This window comes from Mycolicibacterium tokaiense, assembly GCF_010725885.1.
In the GTDB taxonomy this organism is placed as follows: Bacteria; Actinomycetota; Actinomycetes; order Mycobacteriales; family Mycobacteriaceae; genus Mycobacterium; species Mycobacterium tokaiense.
In genome coordinates this window covers 2,384,120-2,399,537 of sequence record NZ_AP022600.1, presented here as the reverse complement: position 1 = coordinate 2,399,537, position 15,418 = coordinate 2,384,120, and the positions used below count along the sequence as shown (strand labels likewise).

The window sequence follows — 15,418 nt, the reverse complement described above, 5'->3', positions numbered from 1 at the left end:
AGACAAGTCTCTGGCGATGATGCAGGAAGGCGGATGCCCGTGAGCGAGCCCCAGAAAGAGCCCGACGCCCTCGTTGAGCAGCGCGGACACACTCTGATCGTGACGCTGAACCGGCCGGCGGCCCGCAACGCGCTTTCTACTGAGATGCTCTCGATCATGGTCGAGGCGTGGGACCGGGTGGACAACGACCCGGAGATCCGCACCTGCATCCTCACCGGCGCCGGCGGCTACTTCTGCGCGGGCATGGACCTCAAGGCCGCCACCGCCAAGCCGCCGGGCGATTCGTTCAAAGATGGCAGCTATGACCCCTCGCGGATCGACGGGCTGCTCAAGGGCCGCCGGCTGACCAAGCCGCTGATCGCGGCGGTGGAAGGTCCGGCGATCGCCGGCGGTACCGAGATCCTGCAGGGCACCGACATCCGCATCGCCGGGGAGAGCGCCAAATTCGGAATTTCCGAGGCGAAATGGAGCCTCTATCCCATGGGTGGCTCCGCGGTGCGCCTGGTGCGTCAGATCCCGTACACCATCGCCTGCGATCTGCTGCTGACCGGGCGCCACATCACCGCCGCCGAGGCACTGGACTACGGGCTGATCGGCTATGTCGTGCCCGACGGGTCCGCCCTGGACAAGGCGCTGGAGATCGCCGAGGTGATCAACAACAACGGGCCGCTGGCCGTACAGGCGATCCTGCGGTCCATCCACGAGACCGAGGGCATGCACGAGAACGACGCGTTCAAGATCGACACCAAGATCGGTATCGAGGTGTTCCTCTCCGATGACGCCAAGGAAGGCCCGCGCGCCTTCAAAGAGAAGCGGGCGCCCAACTTCCAGATGAAGTAGGGACCATTGCCGAGCAGACGCGAACTCGGGTGATCCGAGCCCGCTCAATCCGAGTTTGCGTCTGCTCGCGGTGTCCGGACCGGCGACCTCAGTCGTCGTCGCCCGAGTTGTCGCTCACCGGATCGCTGCGACCTGCGGTGCCGTCTTCGCCGCTTTCACCGCGGCTACCGCCGAGCCCACCCGATCCACCGCTTCCGCCCGCACCCGCCGTCGGGGTACCGGTTCCGCCTGGCTCCGCCGGGATGGTCGCGTCGCCTCCGTCACCACCGTCGCCGCCCTCTCCGGCAACGAGACCACCGCGCCCGCCTGAACCGCCCGCGCCGCCGGTGGCATTGTCGCTCGAAACGCCCTCATCATCGCCCCATACCTGGCCGTAACCACCGGCACCGCCGTTACCACCGGTACCGGCCAGCGCGGAATCGCCGCCGTTGCCACCCTTGCCACCGGTACCGCCACCGTTCAGGGCGTCGCCCCCACCGCCGTTGCCGCCGTTGCCACCGTTGCCGACGACGACGGAGCCACCGCTTCCGCCGTTACCACCGAACCCGTCGGCTTCGTCCTCCGGTGTCCCGATGCCGCCGCGTCCGCCGGCACCTCCTGAACCGAGCACCGCATCGCCGCCGCGTCCGCCGTTGCCGCCCGTCGCGACGGCACCCTTCGAATAGGCCACCGCGTCGCCACCCCAACCGCCTGCGCCGCCGTTCCCGTTGACGGTGTTGCCGCCGGTTCCGCCCGAGCCCGCTGTCGCGTCACCGACATAGGCCTCGGCGTTGCCGCCATCACCTCCCCAGCCGCCGTTGCCCCTGGTCGCCGAGCCTCCAGTGCCGCCGGCCCCCCCGGTAGCATTTCCGTTGGCAGAAAACGCATCTCCGCCCCACCCGGCGTCACCGGCGCTGCCGCCGAACATCCCGCCGTTACCGCCGTTGCCGCCACGCGCACCCACAGCGTCGTTCTCCGCGGCCACTGAGGAGTTGAGCGCGTTGACGTCACTACCACCGTCGCCGCCGATGCCGCCGTTGCCGAACAGGAACGCACCGTTACCGCCACGGCCACCGGCCGTAGGGGCCAGGCGTTCACCGGTTTCGGGATCGTAGTAGGCGGCGTAACCCGCACCACCGGCTCCACCGTCGCCGAACAGGAACCCGGCGTTGCCACCGCGACCACCATTGAGTGCGTCGCCACCATTACCCCAGAGCAGTCCACCGTTGCCACCGTTGCACGCTGTCCCCACGCAACCCTCGACGGCATCGAGTCCGTCACCGATCAGCCAACCCCCGGAGCCGATCACCGTCGGCAGCGTCGCGACGAACGCCGCCGGCGCCACGGAGCTCCCGACGCGAGAGGACACACCACAGTTCTCGCCGGCCGCTGCCCCGGATGGCGCGCATTCCGTTGCGAGCTCCGCTTCATTCGACACAAGCCGAATCTCGATGCCCGAGAACGCAGGCTCCGCCGGCGCGGTCGCCAGCGCGACACCCAATCCCACCATCGCAGTGCCCATGACTCCTGCTGCGAGGTAGGAGCGTACCGATACCGATGTCGACTGTGTTTGTGTCACAGAGTCTTTGGACACGCGGAGGCCCCCTAGAGTGTAGTGGCCCATCGCGGTTCCGGCAGGCCTGGTAACGCCCGAGCATGGCTGGGCACCATAAATCTAAGATCTTCACAGCAAAGTGTCAAGCACAATGGTGAAGGCATCTCATCCATGTCGATCACGCATCTCGCCCTCGGCCACCTGCGAGCGCAGAACACAGCCTAACTAGCGCTACTACAGCTTATTTCGCAGTCAGCAGTCGAGATCTGCGACTAATTTGGCCAGCACCAGGCACTATCCGCAGGGCCATATCGGAGCGACTGCAGCAAACCAACTCAGGAGCCGGCAGGCTACCGCCTGCCCCGGAGATGATGTGAACGGTCCACCGGCACCGAACCCGCAGACTCGCGCCGCGGACGGAGCTTGCGCCAGGTCACGGTTCGCGCCTCGGGTTCCGAGCACAGTTGGGCAGTGATGATCTGCAGGTCCCACCTCGACAGGAACTCGTCCAACGGCACCTCCGACACGCCATCGCGGGGACTGCACAACGTCAACGTGCCGCCGGCACGATCAGACCCGCACACCACCGCGAAGGTTTCATCGACCCCCACCAGCACCTCTACACCACGGGCTGACAACATCTGCTGTAGGTCCAGGAAATCTGCTGCGGAACAAACCTTTTCACAGACCATTCGAGTGGTTCTGATGCCATGCCCCTGTAGCAGTCGCAATCCGTCGGCGAGGTCAACACGGTCTTGAGTCTTGCTGCCGCGGTACATCATCGCCCCCGGTTTCACGACGCTGGGCGTGTGCATCGCATCGAAGACCATCTGCGGCTCGGTGGGCACACGACCGGTCAACCGACCGATTGTCGTCGCCACCGCCGCCAACACGCCGTCCACCGTCGAGACCGCGCCCTCAACTGTTACGGAAGTGGTCCAGGTGATCCTGCCTGCCAGGATCCAGCGAGTTCCGACGAGGGCTGTTGTTCAGCCACGTCGTGGGAGCCACCGGGTCACTCGTCAGTTTGCCGACCACCGACATGTAGTCACCGGTACCCCAGGCTCCCATGAAGACATCGAGAGGAACCGCCATGTTCTGCCCGTCTTGGACCGCCTTTCCCAGGTAGTGGTAGATGGCCGCGCTGTCGTTGACGTACACGGTGTTGGTGACGGTATCGACACCGAGGACGACAATGGCGTGGTTCTGCCGGACCTCAGGGCCGGGGGGAACATACCCACGTCCCCACAACGCCTGGTAGATGGTCGGACTGTGAACTGAGACCAAGACGGCGTTGTCCGGATCATTCAGCGAGGTCTTGAGCGCCTCGAGCGCATCGTCGGGCCGACCTGCGTACGTGGTGCGGTCGGATTCGATTCCATGGTGCTGCAGCAGCTTCTGCGCATCCGAGTAGTAGGCCCAGCGTGAGTCGTTCTTCAGGCCCCAGTACATCATCTTGCCGGGCAGAGCTCCACTGGGAGTGCGCATGGCCTCGAAGACGATCTGACGTTCGGTGGGTGTCTTCCCCGTGAGCTGACCGATCATCATCGCGGTGGCCATCAAGACGCAGTTGCCCGAGCTCTGCGTGACGTAGAAGCGGGCGTTGCGGCTGGGATCGCCGTACATCTGCTGCAATTCGAGGTCCCGACGAGCCACGGTCAGTGCACTGACCAGAGCCGCCGATGCCGGCACCGCCGGGTCGCCCGGGTCATTCGGTGAAACAGTCACCGCCGCAAGTGAAGTCGCTGACTCGCGCAGCGCCATCACACGAGTGCGCGAGTCTTCGGCAACCCTCGGCGCCGAGATCCGCACCACGGGCGCGGCGACAGTCCGCACGGAGGGCACAACGTCAGCCGGGGCCGACTCCGGCTGTGCCACCGCCTCTGGCCGCGGCTTCGCGGCCGCGGAATGTGCGGCGTCGTGCGATTCTGCACCGATCGAGCCGACGGGTGAAGCGTCGGGCGTCGAGTCGGACTCGGTGACGTCCACTCGGTCCCGCTGCTCGTGGGAACCGAACGAACGACTGGGCAGCGCCGAGCCCTCGGTGTCGGTGGGGTCCGACTCCCCAGACGATGCGGCTGGCGAGGTCCTGGGCTCGCCGGAGTTTTCGCGAGCCGAATCCGGGGCAGCCGAACGTTGCCGATCCGCCGTTGCTGAGCGGTCAGAACTCGCGGCGCGACGGCTCGATGAGTCGCTACCCGAGTCCGACGAACGCGACGGAGAATCACCTCGGGGACGACTCGACGAGCTACTTCCACTGGATGAGCTGTCGCGATCAGAAGACCGTGAAGACGAACTCCCGCCGTCGCCCGACTCTGCCGACGCGACTGCTGCCCCACCGGTGGCAACCAACAGGCCAACACCGAACGCAACGACACCCGCGCTCGCCCGAGCCAGAACCCGATCTGAAGCCACCCGAAATCCCCAATCCGCTGCCAGTCGATTGACGTTGCTGGGAGCACTGTACCTACGTAAGCGTCAATTAGCTATGAATTCACGGTGGTTCCTCGATGAATTCGCCGACGAGCCCCAGCCCACTCTCGAGTTGCCATCGCGGGTTCCGCGACTGCCGGGTGCCTGGGGACGAGTACCTCATATCCACTGCATTGCCACGACCACACGACTGCTGCGCAATAGATGGTGCGCATTGCCGGACACGGTTGTCCTTGTATCCGCTGTCGTTGATGTACACAGACCGCGCGCAGGATCGACAGCGGGCACAACGATTGCATGGTTGGAACTGCGGAAGCCATCGCTGGCATATCCAGGCTGTCAAGCCTGCCAGAGTGGGCCACCGTTGACGCCGAGGATCACCCCGTGACCAGCTTTGAGCCTCCCGCAGACGCCGACCCGTCCGCGTCGGATTCAGCGGCAACCCAGGCAAACACTGGCGCACCGCCAAGAGAACCGATGAGGCGTTCTCCGCGCCCGAAGACGACTCTCACAAACTATTCACTGGCACGTAAAACAGTCAGACTCAGCAACGGCCTAACCGGCGGACTTGGAACTCGGGGTGAACACCACCGGCATCGACTCCAAGCCGCTGACGAAGTTGGCGGGGCGCAGCGGCAGCGCACCGGGATCGGCCAGCCGCAGATCGGGTAGCCGCGCGAGCACTTTGGTGAGCATCAGCTTCAGTTCCAGCCGGGCCAGCTGATTGCCGAGGCAGAAGTGGGTACCGAAGCCGAAAGCCAAATGGCTGTTCGGGTTTCGGTCCATCCGGAAATTCTCCGGATCGCCGAACACCGCTTCGTCGAAGTTGGCCGACTCGAACATCAGCATCATCTTCTCGCCGGCCTTGAGCTCGGTGCCGTGGAACTCGGTGTCGGCGGTGACCGTGCGGCACATGTTCTTCACCGGCGAGGTCCAGCGCAGCATCTCCTCGATGGCGCCGGGCAGCAGTTCCGGGTTCGCCACCAGCTGTGCCCACTGGTCCTGGTGTCGCAGCAGCTGTTCGGTGCCGCCGGACAGGGTGTGCCGGGTGGTCTCGTCGCCCCCGATGAGAATGAGCAGTGTCTCGAAGACGATCTCGTCGTCCGACATCCGCTGTCCCTCGACCTCGGCGTTCACCAGGATGGAGAACAGGTCATCCCGCGGCGCGGCCCGCCGGTCGGCGATGACTTCCATGGTGAAGGCGGTGTACGCGGCGAAGGTCTCCATCAGCTTCTGGATCGCCAGATCGTCGACGGTGGACGACAGCCCGCAGACCAGGTCGTCGGACCACCGCAGCAGCATGTCGCGTTCTTCGGGCAGGACACCCAGCATGTCCCCGATGACGGCCATCGGCAGCGGCGCCGCGATGTCGCGGACGAAGTCGGCCTCGCCTTTCTCGCACACCCCGTCGATCAGGGTGTCGCACAGCCGCTCGATGGACGGCACCTTGTCCATCACCCGCTTGCGGGTGAAGCCGGAATTGACCAGTTTGCGCCGCAGCACGTGAGCGGGATCGTCCATGTCGATCATGTAGGGCATGCCGGGCTGATCGGGCCGGATACCGCCGGTGTTGGAGAACAGCTCCGGATTACGTTCGGCGTCGAGCACCGCCTGGTAGGTGGCGGCCGCGGCCAGGCCGTTGCGGTCGCGGAACACTGGCTGGTTGGCCCGCATCCACCGGTAGGCCTCGCGGGCGTTGCCGTCGGCGTAGAAGTTGCCGTCGGCGAGGTCGACATCGAGGCCGGGCAGCGTGCTCGTCATCAGGATCTCCCTCTTGTTCTAAACCAGTGTGGCGTCGGCGAAAGTCATGTCCACGTTGGCCGCCGAACTCGACACCAACGCACGCTTGGGCAGCCCAAGGGACGCAAGCTCCCGGGCATAGGGATGGTCACCGAGGCGCAGGCGCACCCCGCCCGGCCGGTAGCGCACCCCGGAAAGCACCATCTGCCCGGCGGTTTCGCGAGTGACGCCGTCCAGGTGTGAGTAGGTGGCGTGGGTCTGCGGACGCCCGGAGGGCACGGGCAGCCCCGGCGCGAACTCCATGCTCACGACGTGGCGTCCGTCGATGGTCACATCGAAGCCGTAGCGGCGACCGTCACGAATGGTGAAGTCCGCCATCACCTTCGGGTAACCCCAGATGGTCCGGCCCGCCTCGAGGGTGAACGGCTGATCCACCGGCAGATGGTGCACGAAGGCGCCGGCGTCCTTGAGGGCGGCGAATCCACTGGCCTGCGAGCCCGGCGGGTTCACCATCACGTTGGTGCCGTACTCGTAGTACTGCCCCAGATCGGTGTCCTCGTAGCGCATCAGCATCAGCACCACCATGGCCCTGTTGCGCCCGAAGCGGCACACCTGCAGCCCGCTGTAGTCGATCATCCGCTGTGCGGCGTCAGCGTCCACCGCGAACATCGCGGTGTGCTGATGCGCGGTGCGCACGCGCACCGGCATCGTCAACACGGTTCCGGCGATGGTGTGCTGCGTGGCTTGGGTCACACCGACAATCTAGAACGCGTTCTAGACAGATCGCAAGATGTGTCTACACGACGGCTGCGTTGACACTGCGGCCACCGCGAAGAAGTACGAGTGGGAGTCGCGGTGGACGCCGTGTCAACGAGGGGCTTATACGAGTTTGGCGAGGTCCTGGATTTGCTCCACCGACCGAGCGCCGATCACCATCATGGTGACGCCGGCCGCCTCCCACAGCTTGATCTGCTGCTTGACGTACTCCTCGTCGCCGACGATGGCGGCGTCGTCGACAAGCTCGTCGGGAATCACCTTGGCAGCCTCGTCCTTACGATCACTGCGGAACAGCTCGGTGACCTCGTCGACCACCTCGGAGTAACCCATCCGTCGGTAGACGTCGGCGTGGAAATTGGTGTCCTCGGCCCCCATCCCGCCCATGTAGAGCGCCAGGAACGGCTTGATCATCTCGAACACCGCGGGCCGGTCGTCGGTGACCACCACCTGCGCGGTCGCGCAGATCTCGAACGTCTCGCGGGTGCGCCGCGCGCCCGGCCGCGCGAAACCCTCGTCCAGCCAGGCGTTGTAGGTGTCGGCCATCCGCGGGGTGTAGAAGATCGGCAGCCAGCCGTCGCAAATTTCGGCGGCCAGCGCCACGTTCTTGGGCCCCTCCGCGCCCAGCATCACCGGGATGTCGGCACGCAACGGATGGGTGATCGGCTTGAGCGGCTTGCCCAGGCCGGAGGTGCCCTCCCCGGTCAGCGGCAGCGGATAGTGCGGGCCGGCGCTGGTCACCGGGGCCTCGCGCGCCCAGACCTGGCGCAGGATGTCGACGTACTCCCGGGTGCGGGCCAGCGGCTTCGGGAACTTGGCGCCGTACCAACCCTCGACCACCTGCGGCCCGGACACCCCGAGACCGAGGATGTGCCGCCCGCCGGACAGATGATCCAGCGTCAGGGCCGCCATGGCGCACGCGGTCGGAGTGCGGGCCGACAGCTGCACCACCGACGTGCCCAGCCGCATCCGCGAGGTCTGCGACCCCCACCACGACAGCGGCGTGTAGGCGTCCGACCCCCACGCCTCGGCGGTGAACACGGTGTCGAACCCGGCCTCCTCGGCAGCGGCCACGAGTTCAGAGTGGTTGGTCGGCGGCTGCGCGCCCCAGTACCCCAGCTGCAAACCGAGTTTCATTCCCACCCACCAACCCGACGGTTCATGTCCGCATCCTTTCTTGCCACGATTGTTAGAACCTGTTCTACTCGATGCTGTGACCGCCAGCCAGAGCAGCCCGGCGCTGATCGATCAGCATGAGCCGCCGCTGTCCGCACCGTTGAAACTGTCATTTGACTACACCCGTTCAGTAGGTCCGATCCTCGGACAGTTCTTCACAGCACTGCGTGATCGGCGCATCCTGGGCAACCGTGGATCCGACGGCCGGGTGCATGTGCCACCGGCCGAATACGACCCCGTCACCTATGAACAGCTGACGGAGATGGTACCGGTGGCCAGTGTCGGAACGGTGCTGTCGTGGACATGGCAATCCACACCGCTGGAGGGTCAGCCGCTGGACCATCCGTTCTCCTGGGCGCTGATCAAACTCGACGGCGCCGACACCCCGATGCTGCACGCCGTGGACGCGAAAGTGACCACCGGCGACCGGGTGCACGTGCACTGGGCCGACGAGACCGTCGGCGCGATCACCGACATCGCGTACTTCCTGCCGGGCGAGGACACCGAACCCGAGGGTGCCCCGTCGGACAAAGACCCGGTGACCATGCTGGTCACGCCGACCTCGATGGAGATCGAGCACACCGCATCACTGCCCGAGACGCGCTTTCTGAAGGCGCTGGAGGAGGGCAAGCTGCTGGGGGCCCGCTCCGGCGCCGACGGCAAGGTGTACTTCCCGCCCAAGGAGGCCGACCCGGCCACCGGCAGGGCACTCGACGAGTTCGTCGAACTGCCCGACAAGGGCACCGTCACCACATTCGCCATCATCAACATCCCGTTCGCCGGCCAGCGCATCAAACCGCCGTACGTCGCCGCCTACGTGCTGCTCGACGGCGCGGACATCCCGTTCCTGCACCTGGTCACCGAGATCGAGGCAGCGGAGGTCCGGATGGGCATGCGGGTCGAAGCCGTGTGGAAGCCCCAGGAGGAATGGGGGCTGGGCATCGACAACATCGACCACTTCCGGCCGACGGGTGAGCCCGACGCCGACTACGACTCCTACCGCCACCACCTGTAGAGGATTGCCGTGACTGAGATTGCTGTGGTCGGCTTCGCCCACGCACCCCATGTGCGCAAAACCATGGGTACCACCAACGGTGTCGAGATGCTGATGCCGTGCTTCGCCAAGCTCTACGACGACCTGGGGCTGCAGCAGACCGACATCGGCTTCTGGTGCTCGGGATCGTCGGATTACCTTGCCGGACGCGCATTTTCGTTCATCTCCGCCATCGATTCCATCGGCGCGGTGCCGCCGATCAACGAGTCGCACGTGGAGATGGACGCCGCGTGGGCGCTGTACGAGGCCTACATCAAGCTGCTGACCGGCGAGGTCGAGACCGCCCTGGTCTACGGCTTCGGCAAGTCCAGCGCGGGGACGCTGCGCCGCGTGCTCTCACTGCAGACCGACCCGTACACCGTCGCACCGCTGTGGCCCGATTCGGTGTCGATGGCCGGGCTGCAGGCGCGCTTCGGACTGGACGCGGGCACCTGGACCGCCGAGCAGATGGCGCAGGTGGCCCTCGATGCGTACGCCTCAGGCGGGCGCACCGACCGCGAGAAGGTCGAGGGGTCGATCGAGGACCTGCTGGCCCAGCCCTACTTCGCCGACCCGCTGCGCCGCCACGACATCGCGCCCATCACCGACGGCGCCGCGGCCATCGTGCTGGCGTCCGGCGACAAAGCGCGTGAGCTGCGCGAGAACCCGGCCTGGATCACCGGCATCGAGCACCGCATCGAGACCCCGGTCCTGGGCGCACGCGATCTCACCACCTCGCCGTCGACGGCCGCATCGGCCCAGGCGGCGACCGGGGGTGACCTCGGCTCCATCGACGTCGCCGAGATCTACGCTCCGTTCACCCATCAGCACCTGATCCTCACCGAGGCGATCGGGCTGACCGGGTCCACGAAGATCAACCCCTCCGGCGGTGCCCTGGCCGCCAACCCCATGTTCGTCGCCGGTCTCGAGCGCATCGGCTTCGCCGCCGAGCACATCTGGAACGGCAGCGCCCAGCGCGTCCTCGCCCACGCGACCAGCGGACCGGCGCTGCAGCAGAACCTGGTCGCCGTCCTGGAAGGAAACAACTGATGGCAGGCCAGCGCGCAGCCGTCCTGGGGACGGGCCAGACCAAGTACGTCGCCAAACGCCTCGACGTGTCGATGGCGGGCCTGGTTCGCGAGGCCATCGACAAGGCCCTGGCCGATTCCGGCCAGACGATGGCCGACATCGACGCCGTGGTGGTCGGCAAGGCGCCCGATTTCTTCGAGGGCGTGATGATGCCCGAGCTGTTCCTCACCGACGCGGTGGGGGCGACCAACAAACCGCTGATCCGCGTGCACACCGCCGGCTCGGTGGGCGGTTCCACGGCTGTGGTGGCTGCCTCGCTGGTGCAGTCCGGCAAGTACCGCCGGGTGCTGTCGATGGCGTGGGAGAAGCAGTCGGAGTCCAATGCGATGTGGGCGCTGAGCATCCCGGTGCCGTTCACCAAGCCGGTGGGCGCCGGCGCGGGCGGCTACTTCGCTCCGCACGTGCGCGCTTACATCCGCCGCTCCGGGGCGCCCGACCACATCGGCGCGATGGTGGCGGTGAAGGACCGGCTCAACGGCGCCAAGAATCCGCTGGCCCATCTGCACCAGCCGGACATCACCCTGGAGAAGGTGATGGCCTCGCAGATGCTGTGGGACCCCATCCGCTTCGACGAGACCTGCCCGTCCAGTGACGGTGCGGCGGCCATCGTCATCGGCGACGAGGCCACCGCCGACGCCCGGGTGGCCGACGGTCACCCGGTGGCCTGGGTCCATGCCACCGCACTGCGTACCGAACCGCTGGCCTACTCGGGTCGCGACCAGGTGAACCCGCAGGCCGGCCGGGACGCCGCCGCGGCCCTGTGGAAAGCCGCGGGCATCACCAGCCCCATCGACGAGATCGATGTCGGCGAGGTCTATGTGCCGTTCTCCTGGTTCGAGCCGATGTGGTTGGAGAACCTCGGCTTTGCCGCCGAGGGCGAAGGCTGGAAGCTCACCGAAGCGGGCGAGACGGCGATCGGCGGTCGGATCCCGTTCAATCCGTCCGGTGGCGTGCTGTCGTCCAATCCGATCGGCGCCTCGGGCATGATCCGGTTCGCCGAATCCGCCATTCAGGTGATGGGCAAGGCCGGTGATCACCAGGTGCCGGGCGCCCGAAAGGCCCTGGGCCACGCCTACGGCGGCGGTTCACAGTACTACTCCATGTGGGTGGTGGGCGCGGACAAGCCGGCGTGAGCCTGGTCCACGACGCCGGCGCGAAGTCCCGGGCCGCCGCGATGGCCCGGGACAAAGATGCCTGGCTGGCGCTGTTCGCCGACGATGCTGTTGTCGAGGACCCGATCGGGCCGTCGCACTTCGATCCCGAGGGCAAGGGCCACCGCGGCAAGCAGGCCATCGCGGCGTTCTTCGACATGGCGATCGCGCCCAGTGAGCTGGAGTTCGTCTTCGAGCGGTCCTACGTGTGCGGCAACGAGGAGGCCAACGTCGGCCACATCGTCATCACCGCGGCCGGCTACCGCGTGATCGCCGAGGGCGTTTTCACCTACCGCGTGAACGACGACGGCAAGATCGTTGCCCTGCGCGCGTATTGGGAGCTGGACAAAGCGGCGGCCACTGCCACCAAAGTCTGATCCGTGTACCGTCGGGTTGCGTTATGCGCTCACCTCGAACAGTGGCTGTCGCCGCCGCCACGCTCACGCTGATCGTCGGCGCCTGCAGCCCCACCGAACAGTCCTCCACCGGCGGCTCCGCCACGTCGTCGACGCCGGCAGCCCCCACGTTGCCCGCGTTCACGACCAGTACGACAACCACCAGTGCCGCTGCCCAGCCGGCCGACTACAGCCGGCTGCTGTTGACCGCGGCCGACCTCAGCGATCACGAGGACACCTTCACCCAGCGGTCGTCCACTCCCGACGCCGACGGCACTCCCGGTGCCAGCGCATTTTTCGTCAATGCCGAAGACACCCGCGCCATCACCGACACGATCATCGCCTACCCGGATCCCCAGGCTGCTACAGCGGCCCTGCAGCAGGTGGTGGCGGACCCGTCCGCGGTGATCATCGGCGGCACCCCGCAGCCGTTCCCGGTCGGCACCGGCGGCACCTTGCTGCGCGGCACCGCCCCCGACGGCAGCAAGGACGTCACCCTGCTGGTCTTCACCGAGGGCCGGGCGCTGGTCCGGTTGCGCTTCGAGAGCGCCACCGGGGACGCCACCACCGACCCGTTTGTCGCCACTGTCGGCAAGATGCAGCAGATCGCGCTGCGGACGGGCCTCACCAACCCCGAATGAGCAGGTCGCAGCCGTGTGGATTGCGCGGCCCTCGGGAAAAACTGTAACGTGTTCTAGTCAGCCCGGTCGACGATTTCGGGCACGGCAACGACTGGAGGCGTCATGGCTACCGACACCGCTTCGGGCCCGGCGGGCATTCGCGAGATCGACACCGGTGCTCTGCCGGATCGCTTCGCCCGCGGTTGGCACTGCCTGGGACCGGTGAAGGACTACCTGGACGGCAAGCCGCACGGCGTCGAGATCTTCGGGACCATGCTGGTGGTGTTCGCCGACTCCCACGGTGAGGTGAAAATTCTCGACGGGTATTGCCGCCACATGGGCGGCAACCTGGCCCAGGGCCAGATCAAGGGTGACGAGGTGGCCTGCCCGTTCCATGACTGGCGCTGGGGCGGCGACGGCAAGTGCAAGCTGGTGCCGTACGCCAAGCGCACCCCGCGACTGGCCCGCACCCGGGCCTGGACCACCGACGTCCGCGGCGGTCTGCTGTTCGTGTGGCACGACCACGAGGGCAACCCACCCCCGGACGAGGTGCGGATCCCCGAGATCCCCGAGGCTGCCAGCGACGAGTGGACCGAGTGGCGCTGGAACACGATGCTCATCGAGGGGTCCAACTGCCGCGAGATCATCGACAACGTCACCGACATGGCCCACTTCTTCTACATCCACTACGGGCTGCCGACGTACTTCAAGAACGTCTTCGAAGGTCATGTCGCCAGTCAGTATCTGCACAACGTGGGCCGTCCCGACGTCAACGACCTCGGCACCACCTACGGTGAGGCGCACCTGGATTCCGAAGCGTCGTACTTCGGTCCGTCGTTCATGATCAACTGGCTCCACAACAACTACGGCGGTTACAAGGCCGAGTCCATCCTGATCAACTGCCACTACCCGGTGAGCCAGGACGCGTTCGTGCTGCAGTGGGGTGTCATCGTCGAAAAGCCCAAGGGCCTGGATGAGAAGACCACCGACAAGCTGGCCCGGGTGTTCACCGAAGGAGTGAGCAAGGGCTTTTTGCAGGACGTCGAGATCTGGAAGCACAAGACGCGCATCGACAACCCGCTGCTGGTCGAGGAAGACGGCGCCGTCTACCAGATGCGCCGGTGGTACCAGCAGTTCTACGTCGACGTCGCCGATGTCACGCCCGACATGACCGACCGGTTCGAGATCGAGGTCGACACGACTGCGGCCAACGAGAAGTGGGCCGTTGAAGTTCAGGAGAACCTCAAGCGGCAGGAAGCAGAGAAGTCTCCCGAGGAGCAGCCGGCGCGATGACGCTGGGCGACGAGCGGACCACCCCGCCGGATGTGGACCGGCTGGCGCGCTCGATGCTGCAGCTGCTCGGCGAGGATCACGAGGACCACCACACCCCCGCCGAGGCGGACGGCCACGCCGGCGGATCGTGGCGCAAGGCACCGGATTTCGCGTCCGATCCGGACCGGGCAGCTGCCGTGAAGGCCGCCAGCGCGCAAGACCGCGAACGCTATCTCACCGCCGGTCTGGCGCCGGTGGACTGCCGCTTCTGCCACGCCACCGTGGCGGTCAAGAAACTCGGCCCCGGTCACACCGCCGTGCAGTGGAACTCCGAGGCCACCCGGCGGTGCGCGGTCTTCGAGCAGGTGCGCGCCGAAGGCGGCTCCAGCAGCCGCAGCCGCAACTGCCCGCGGCTGTCCGACAGCATCAAACACGCCGTGGCGGAGGGGTGCCTGGAGGAGATCTCCAGCGCCCCCTCCCCCGGCGACGGTTGATCAGTCCTTGACGAAGTCGAACACCAGGTAGACCAGCTCGCCCTTCTCCACCGACTGGTGCAGCTTCTGACCCTGGACACCGCTGATGTCGCGCATGATCTTGCGCAGCGGCTTGGGCGCGTGCTTGGCGATCAGCTCGGTGTGCCGGGCCGAGTTCTTCTCCAGCCCGCGCTGCACATTGGCGATGATGTCCGCCCGCGACACCTCACGCAGGGGTGAGGCCTTCATGTCCTCTTCCCATTGCGCAATCTGATCGTGGCCGCGCAGGTCGGCGTAGAGGAAGTGCCCCCCGGGGCGCAGCACCCTGGCCACCTCGGCCAGGAACACCGGGAAGTGCGGGTAGAGGTGCGCCGCCTCGACATTGATGACCGCGTCGAACGACGCGTCCGGAAACGGCAGCTTCTCGGCGTCACCGTGCACGAATTTCAGGCCGGGCAGCGGGTGCCGCGACCGGCAGTACTCGATACCCGCCGGGTTCAGGTCCAGACCGGTGTAGCTGTTGGTCTTCATGTACCGGGAGATGTACGACGCCGCGCCGCCGTGCCCGCAGCTGACCTCGAGGACGTCCTTGCCGGCGAGGTCGGTCTGAGCGGCGGTGCGGTGATACAGCTGGATCGAGTGGCGATCGATCTCGTCGGCCGGTTCCAGCGGAATCCCCATCGGCGGGTCTTCTTCGTATCCCCAGTTCAGGAAGTGCGCCTCGTCGTCGCCGAGCCGTTTCGTCATGATCCGGTAGCCGTAGCTCGAAATCAGCTTGCCGAAACGGCGGTGCGTCATGCCGACGAAGCTCATCAGCCAATCGGCGTGGCGGCGCTGTGTGGTGTTCCCCATACGTCGATTCAAACAGACGGCGCCCACACAGTCTGG

15 protein-coding genes are annotated in these 15,418 nt (G+C 66.4%); 8 read left to right on the top strand and 7 right to left on the bottom strand.

Annotation, left to right across the window (positions count from 1 at the left end; translation table 11 throughout):
* The first annotated feature begins 39 nt into the window (after window positions 1-39).
* Window positions 40-840, top strand: a complete 801-nt coding sequence (locus tag G6N58_RS11535; RefSeq protein WP_115281571.1) for a crotonase/enoyl-CoA hydratase family protein — start codon at window positions 40-42, stop codon at window positions 838-840.
* A gap of 88 nt (window positions 841-928) precedes the next feature.
* Here G6N58_RS11535 and G6N58_RS31045 read toward each other — a convergent pair whose 3' ends face one another.
* The 6 genes from G6N58_RS31045 to G6N58_RS11505 form a co-directional block, all read right to left on the bottom strand.
* Window positions 929-2,188, bottom strand: coding sequence for a hypothetical protein (locus G6N58_RS31045; RefSeq protein ID WP_163908101.1), 1,260 nt, complete (start codon window positions 2,186-2,188; stop codon window positions 929-931).
* Between the two features lie 536 nt (window positions 2,189-2,724).
* Window positions 2,725-3,276 carry a hypothetical protein gene (locus G6N58_RS11525; RefSeq protein WP_115278605.1) on the bottom strand — a complete coding sequence of 184 codons (552 nt, stop codon included), beginning with the start codon at window positions 3,274-3,276 and terminating at the stop codon, window positions 2,725-2,727.
* Between the two features lie 16 nt (window positions 3,277-3,292).
* Window positions 3,293-4,102 carry a cysteine peptidase family C39 domain-containing protein gene (locus G6N58_RS11520; RefSeq protein WP_147289333.1) on the bottom strand — a complete coding sequence of 270 codons (810 nt, stop codon included), beginning with the start codon at window positions 4,100-4,102 and terminating at the stop codon, window positions 3,293-3,295.
* Between the two features lie 1,260 nt (window positions 4,103-5,362).
* The gene (locus G6N58_RS11515) at window positions 5,363-6,568 is read right to left on the bottom strand and encodes a cytochrome P450 (protein ID WP_068914841.1); all 1,206 of its coding nucleotides are present in this window, start codon (window positions 6,566-6,568) and stop codon (window positions 5,363-5,365) included.
* 18 nt (window positions 6,569-6,586) lie between these two features.
* Window positions 6,587-7,255: an acetoacetate decarboxylase family protein gene (locus tag G6N58_RS11510; RefSeq protein WP_115281572.1), complete on the bottom strand. Its 669-nt coding sequence runs from the start codon at window positions 7,253-7,255 to the stop codon at window positions 6,587-6,589.
* 171 nt (window positions 7,256-7,426) lie between these two features.
* Window positions 7,427-8,458 (bottom strand): LLM class F420-dependent oxidoreductase, encoded by a 1,032-nt coding sequence (locus G6N58_RS11505; protein WP_115278607.1) that lies wholly within the window; start codon window positions 8,456-8,458, stop codon window positions 7,427-7,429.
* Between the two features lie 76 nt (window positions 8,459-8,534).
* On the opposite strand from G6N58_RS11505, the gene G6N58_RS11500 reads away from it, so the two are divergent.
* From G6N58_RS11500 to G6N58_RS11470, 7 genes are all read left to right on the top strand, one after another.
* On the top strand, window positions 8,535-9,512 hold the full coding sequence (locus tag G6N58_RS11500) for a Zn-ribbon domain-containing OB-fold protein (protein WP_115278608.1): 978 nt from the start codon (window positions 8,535-8,537) through the stop codon (window positions 9,510-9,512).
* A gap of 9 nt (window positions 9,513-9,521) precedes the next feature.
* Complete coding sequence (locus G6N58_RS11495; RefSeq protein ID WP_163908099.1) at window positions 9,522-10,580, top strand: thiolase family protein; 1,059 nt, start codon at window positions 9,522-9,524, stop codon at window positions 10,578-10,580.
* The gene (locus G6N58_RS11490; RefSeq protein ID WP_068914837.1) at window positions 10,580-11,752 is read left to right on the top strand and encodes a thiolase family protein; all 1,173 of its coding nucleotides are present in this window, start codon (window positions 10,580-10,582) and stop codon (window positions 11,750-11,752) included. Before G6N58_RS11495 ends, G6N58_RS11490 begins: the two co-directional genes overlap by 1 nt.
* 41 nt (window positions 11,753-11,793) lie before the next feature.
* Complete coding sequence (locus tag G6N58_RS11485) at window positions 11,794-12,147, top strand: nuclear transport factor 2 family protein (protein ID WP_115281574.1); 354 nt, start codon at window positions 11,794-11,796, stop codon at window positions 12,145-12,147.
* A 41-nt stretch (window positions 12,148-12,188) separates the two neighbouring features.
* Complete coding sequence (locus G6N58_RS11480; protein ID WP_308213296.1) at window positions 12,189-12,806, top strand: hypothetical protein; 618 nt, start codon at window positions 12,189-12,191, stop codon at window positions 12,804-12,806.
* A gap of 102 nt (window positions 12,807-12,908) precedes the next feature.
* Complete coding sequence (locus G6N58_RS11475; RefSeq protein WP_115278609.1) at window positions 12,909-14,078, top strand: 3-ketosteroid-9-alpha-monooxygenase, oxygenase component; 1,170 nt, start codon at window positions 12,909-12,911, stop codon at window positions 14,076-14,078.
* Window positions 14,075-14,551, top strand: a complete 477-nt coding sequence (locus G6N58_RS11470; protein WP_068914835.1) for a hypothetical protein — start codon at window positions 14,075-14,077, stop codon at window positions 14,549-14,551. Before G6N58_RS11475 ends, G6N58_RS11470 begins: the two co-directional genes overlap by 4 nt.
* On the opposite strand, the gene G6N58_RS11465 is transcribed toward G6N58_RS11470, so the two are convergent.
* The gene (locus tag G6N58_RS11465) at window positions 14,552-15,343 is read right to left on the bottom strand and encodes a phthiotriol/phenolphthiotriol dimycocerosates methyltransferase (protein WP_115281576.1); all 792 of its coding nucleotides are present in this window, start codon (window positions 15,341-15,343) and stop codon (window positions 14,552-14,554) included.
* Between the last annotated feature and the right edge of the window lie 75 nt (window positions 15,344-15,418).

What these genes read in the sequence shown, in the direction of transcription:
- G6N58_RS11515 (WP_068914841.1), bottom strand. Translation starts at nt 6,568, where the DNA reads ATGACGAGCACGCTGCCCGGCCTCGATGTCGACCTCGCCGACGGCAAC.
- G6N58_RS11465 (WP_115281576.1), bottom strand. Translation starts at nt 15,343, where the DNA reads ATGAGCTTCGTCGGCATGACGCACCGCCGTTTCGGCAAGCTGATTTCG.
- G6N58_RS11475 (WP_115278609.1), top strand. Translation starts at nt 12,909, where the DNA reads ATGGCTACCGACACCGCTTCGGGCCCGGCGGGCATTCGCGAGATCGAC.
- G6N58_RS11485 (WP_115281574.1), top strand. Translation starts at nt 11,794, where the DNA reads ATGGCCCGGGACAAAGATGCCTGGCTGGCGCTGTTCGCCGACGATGCT.
- G6N58_RS11490 (WP_068914837.1), top strand. Translation starts at nt 10,580, where the DNA reads ATGGCAGGCCAGCGCGCAGCCGTCCTGGGGACGGGCCAGACCAAGTAC.
- G6N58_RS11470 (WP_068914835.1), top strand. Translation starts at nt 14,075, where the DNA reads ATGACGCTGGGCGACGAGCGGACCACCCCGCCGGATGTGGACCGGCTG.
- G6N58_RS11510 (WP_115281572.1), bottom strand. Translation starts at nt 7,255, where the DNA reads ATGCCGGTGCGCGTGCGCACCGCGCATCAGCACACCGCGATGTTCGCG.
- G6N58_RS11505 (WP_115278607.1), bottom strand. Translation starts at nt 8,458, where the DNA reads ATGAAACTCGGTTTGCAGCTGGGGTACTGGGGCGCGCAGCCGCCGACC.